Source organism: Kineococcus glutinatus (assembly GCF_039542765.1).
Taxonomy (GTDB): Bacteria; Actinomycetota; Actinomycetes; order Actinomycetales; family Kineococcaceae; genus Kineococcus_A; species Kineococcus_A glutinatus.
Genome location: NZ_BAABIL010000215.1, coordinates 1 through 3,282, shown reverse-complemented (window position 1 = coordinate 3,282; position 3,282 = coordinate 1). Strand labels below are relative to the sequence as shown.

Genomic DNA, 3,282 nt, shown 5'->3' with positions numbered 1-3,282 from the left:
ATCCGCTCCCTTCCCGACGAGCTGCTCGGCCAGCAACGGCACAAGCCACTGCGGCACCGGTGGCGGCGGTGGGCGCGATGCCGCTCACCGTCTACACCGCCGACGCCCTGGCGCTGACGTGGACGTCCGAGCGCGGCGGCGGCGCGCTGCTCGCCCACCTGCTCGTCATCGGGTCCCTGGCCTGGGCGTGGCGCGCCGCGCTGGGCCGCGGTCCGCTGGAGGAGATCCTCGCGGCCGCGGCCCGCGGCGCCGCCGCGCTCGTGACCGGTCCCGTCAGGCGCTGACGACCACCGGGATGATCATCGGCCGGCGGCGGAGCTTCTGGCCGACCCAGGAGCCGACGACCCGGCGCACCACCTGCTGCAGCTGGTAGGTGTCCAGCGAGCCGCCGGCGGTGGCCTCGGCGAGTGCGTCCTCGATGCGCTGGCGCACCTGGGCGAAGCGCTCGTCACCCTCGCCGGGGAAGCCGCGGGCGTTGAACTCCGGGCCCGCCACGATCTTGCCGGTGGAGGAGTCGACCACGACGAAGACGGAGATGAACCCCTCCTCGCCGAGGATGCGCCGGTCCTTGAGGTCGGCCTCGGTGATCTCGCCCACGGTGGAGCCGTCGACGTAGACGTAGCCGCACGGCACGCTGCCGGCCACCCGGGCCACCCCGTCGACGAGGTCCACGGCCACGCCGTCCTCCACGACGACCACGCGCTCGCGCGGCACGCCCGTCTGCACCGCCAGCTCTGCGTTGGCGACGAGGTGGCGGTACTCCCCGTGGACCGGCATGACGTTGCGCGGGCGCAGGATGTTGTAGCAGTACAGCAGCTCCCCGGCGCTGGCGTGCCCGGAGACGTGCACCTTGGCGTTGCCGGAGTGCACGACCTTGGCGCCGAGCCGGATGAGGCCGTTGATGACGCGGAACACGGCGTTCTCGTTGCCGGGGATCAGCGACGAGGCGAGGATCACCGTGTCGCCGGCGCCCACGACGACGCGGTGGTCGCGGTTGGCCATCCGCGACAGGGCCGCCATCGGCTCGCCCTGCGACCCGGTGCACATCAGCACCACCCGGTCCTCCGGCAGGTCGTCGACGCGCTTGACGTCGACGAGCACCCCCGGGGGCACCTGCAGGTAGCCCAGCTCCGCGGCGACGCCCATGTTGCGGACCATGGAGCGGCCCACGAGGGCGACCTTGCGCCCGTGCCGGTCGGCGGCGTCGAGGACCTGCTGCACCCGGTGCACGTGGCTGGCGAAGGAGGCGACGATGATGCGCCGCTCCGCCTGCCCGAAGACCTGGTCCAGCACCGGGCCGATGCCCCGCTCCGGAGCGGTGAAGCCCGGGACCTCGGCGTTGGTGGAGTCGACCATGAACAGGTCCACGCCCTCCTCGCCCAGGCGGGCGAAGGCGCGCAGGTCGGTGATGCGCCCGTCCAGGGGCAGCTGGTCCATCTTGAAGTCGCCGGTGTGCAGCACGGTGCCCGCGCTGGTGCGCACCGCGACGGCCAGGGCGTCGGGGATGGAGTGGTTCACCGCGATGAACTCGGTCCCGAACGGCCCCAGCTGCTCCCGCTGCCCCTCGCGCACCGGCAGCGTGTAGGGGGTGATCCGGTGTTCCCTGAGCTTGGCCTCGATGAGGGCCAGGGTCAGCTGGGAGCCCACGAGCGGGATGTCCGGCTTGAGGCGCAACAGGTACGGCACCGCGCCGATGTGGTCCTCGTGCCCGTGGGTGAGGATGATCGCGACCACGTCGTCGAGGCGGCCGGCGATGGGCGTGAAGTCCGGGAGGATCAGGTCCACCCCCGGCTGGTGCTCCTCGGGGAAGAGGACGCCGCAGTCGATGACGAGCAGCTTGCCGCGGTGCTCGAGGACGGCCATGTTGCGGCCGACCTCGCCGAGCCCGCCGAGCGGCAGGACGCGCAGGGCGCCGTCGGCCAGCGGCGGCGGCGCGGACAGCTCGGGGTGCGGATGACTCATGCAGATCCTCCTGGCGCGGCGCTCGCCGCGCGGGTCCGGGCCTCGAGCAGACCGGCGGCGTCGAGATCGGCCCGCAGCGCGGCGATCTCCTCCTCGGTCGCGTCGATGAGCGGCGGTCGGGTGGTGCGGGTGCTGAGGGCCCCGGTCAGCTCCAGGGCGGCCTTGACGGCGATGACGCCCTGCGTGCGCGTCATGATCGCCCGGACGGCGGGCAGCAGGCGCCGGTGCAGGGCCACGGCGGTGGCCAGGTCGCCGGCGTCCACGGCACGCACCATCGCGGCGTACTCCGGGCCGGCGACGTGGCTGACCACGCTGACGAGGCCCGCGGCGCCGGAGGTGAGGAAGGCCAGGTTCAGGGCGTCCTCGCCGCAGTAGTAGGCCAGGTCGGTGCGGGCCTGCACCCACGACGTCTCGTAGAGGTCGCCCTTGGCGTCCTTCACGGCCACGATGCGCGGGTGCTCGGCGAGGCGGACCAGGGTCTCCGTCGCGACGGGCACGCCGGCACGACCGGGGATGTCGTAGAGCATGACGGGCAGCCCCGTCGCGTCCGCCACGGCGGTGAAGTGGCGGCGCAGCGCCTCCTGCGGCGGCTTGGAGTAGTACGGGGTGACCACGAGCAGGCCGTGGGCGCCGGTGTGCTCGGCGGTGCGGGCCAGCTCCACCGTGTGCGCCGTGTCGTTGGTGCCCACCCCGGCGAGGACGCGGGCCCGGTCGCCGACGGCCTCCAGGACCGCCGCGAGCAGCCGCTCCTTCTCCGCGTCGGAGGTGGTGGGCGACTCCCCCGTGGTGCCGCTGACGAGGAGGCCGTCGTGCCCCTCGGCGACCAGCCGCTCCGCGAGCGCCTGCGCCGCCTCCACGTCCAGCTTCCCGTCCGCCGCGAAGGGGGTGACCATGGCGGAGCACACGGCGCCGAAGGGGCGCGCCGGCGGGAGGGTGGCTGCGACGGGCATGGGGCTCACGGTACCGCTGAGGGGAGCCCCACCCGCGCGGCACGGGCCCCGGCGCCGGTCAGGTCCGGACGTGGCGGGGTCCGGTGCTCGCCCGCTCGGGGTTCGGGCGAGCACCGGACCCACGGAGGACATCGCCACCGGCGCCCCGGGCGTTACACCCCCGCCCACCCACCCGCCTCACACGCCCGGCGGCACGACGCGCGGGGCGGTGCCCGGCACCGGGCCGCCCCGCCCGGACGGCAGCAGGCGCACGCCGTCGGCGGCCACCACCGCGCGCACCTGCGCCAGCGACGTCACGACGGCGTCGGCGTCCAGCTCGTCCGCCGGGTGCGTCGTCGTCAGCGCCAGCGTCGCGCAGCCGGCCGCGCGG

3 protein-coding genes and 1 pseudogene are annotated in these 3,282 nt (G+C 74.7%); 1 reads left to right on the top strand and 3 read right to left on the bottom strand.

The window, feature by feature from the left end; genetic code table 11:
- Window positions 1–77 precede the first annotated feature (77 nt).
- On the top strand, window positions 78–284 hold the full coding sequence (locus ABEB16_RS09360) for a hypothetical protein (RefSeq protein ID WP_345711988.1): 207 nt from the start codon (window positions 78–80) through the stop codon (window positions 282–284).
- On the opposite strand, the gene ABEB16_RS09355 is transcribed toward ABEB16_RS09360, so the two are convergent.
- The 3 genes and pseudogenes from ABEB16_RS09355 to ABEB16_RS09345 form a co-directional block, all read right to left on the bottom strand.
- Window positions 274–1,962, bottom strand: coding sequence for a ribonuclease J (locus ABEB16_RS09355; RefSeq protein WP_345711987.1), 1,689 nt, complete (start codon window positions 1,960–1,962; stop codon window positions 274–276). The two genes, ABEB16_RS09360 and ABEB16_RS09355, sit on opposite strands and share 11 nt — an antisense overlap.
- Window positions 1,959–2,912: a 4-hydroxy-tetrahydrodipicolinate synthase gene (gene dapA, locus ABEB16_RS09350; RefSeq protein WP_345711986.1), complete on the bottom strand. Its 954-nt coding sequence runs from the start codon at window positions 2,910–2,912 to the stop codon at window positions 1,959–1,961. The genes ABEB16_RS09355 and dapA overlap by 4 nt, the downstream gene beginning before the upstream one ends.
- 177 nt (window positions 2,913–3,089) lie before the next feature.
- Window positions 3,090–3,282, bottom strand: a pseudogene (locus tag ABEB16_RS09345) (hypothetical protein); the annotation flags it as partial.

Excerpts from the sequence above, each read along its gene's own strand:
- ABEB16_RS09360 (WP_345711988.1), top strand. The coding sequence starts at position 78 with ATGCCGCTCACCGTCTACACCGCCGACGCCCTGGCGCTGACGTGGACG.
- dapA (WP_345711986.1), bottom strand. The coding sequence starts at position 2,912 with ATGCCCGTCGCAGCCACCCTCCCGCCGGCGCGCCCCTTCGGCGCCGTG.
- ABEB16_RS09355 (WP_345711987.1), bottom strand. The coding sequence starts at position 1,962 with ATGAGTCATCCGCACCCCGAGCTGTCCGCGCCGCCGCCGCTGGCCGAC.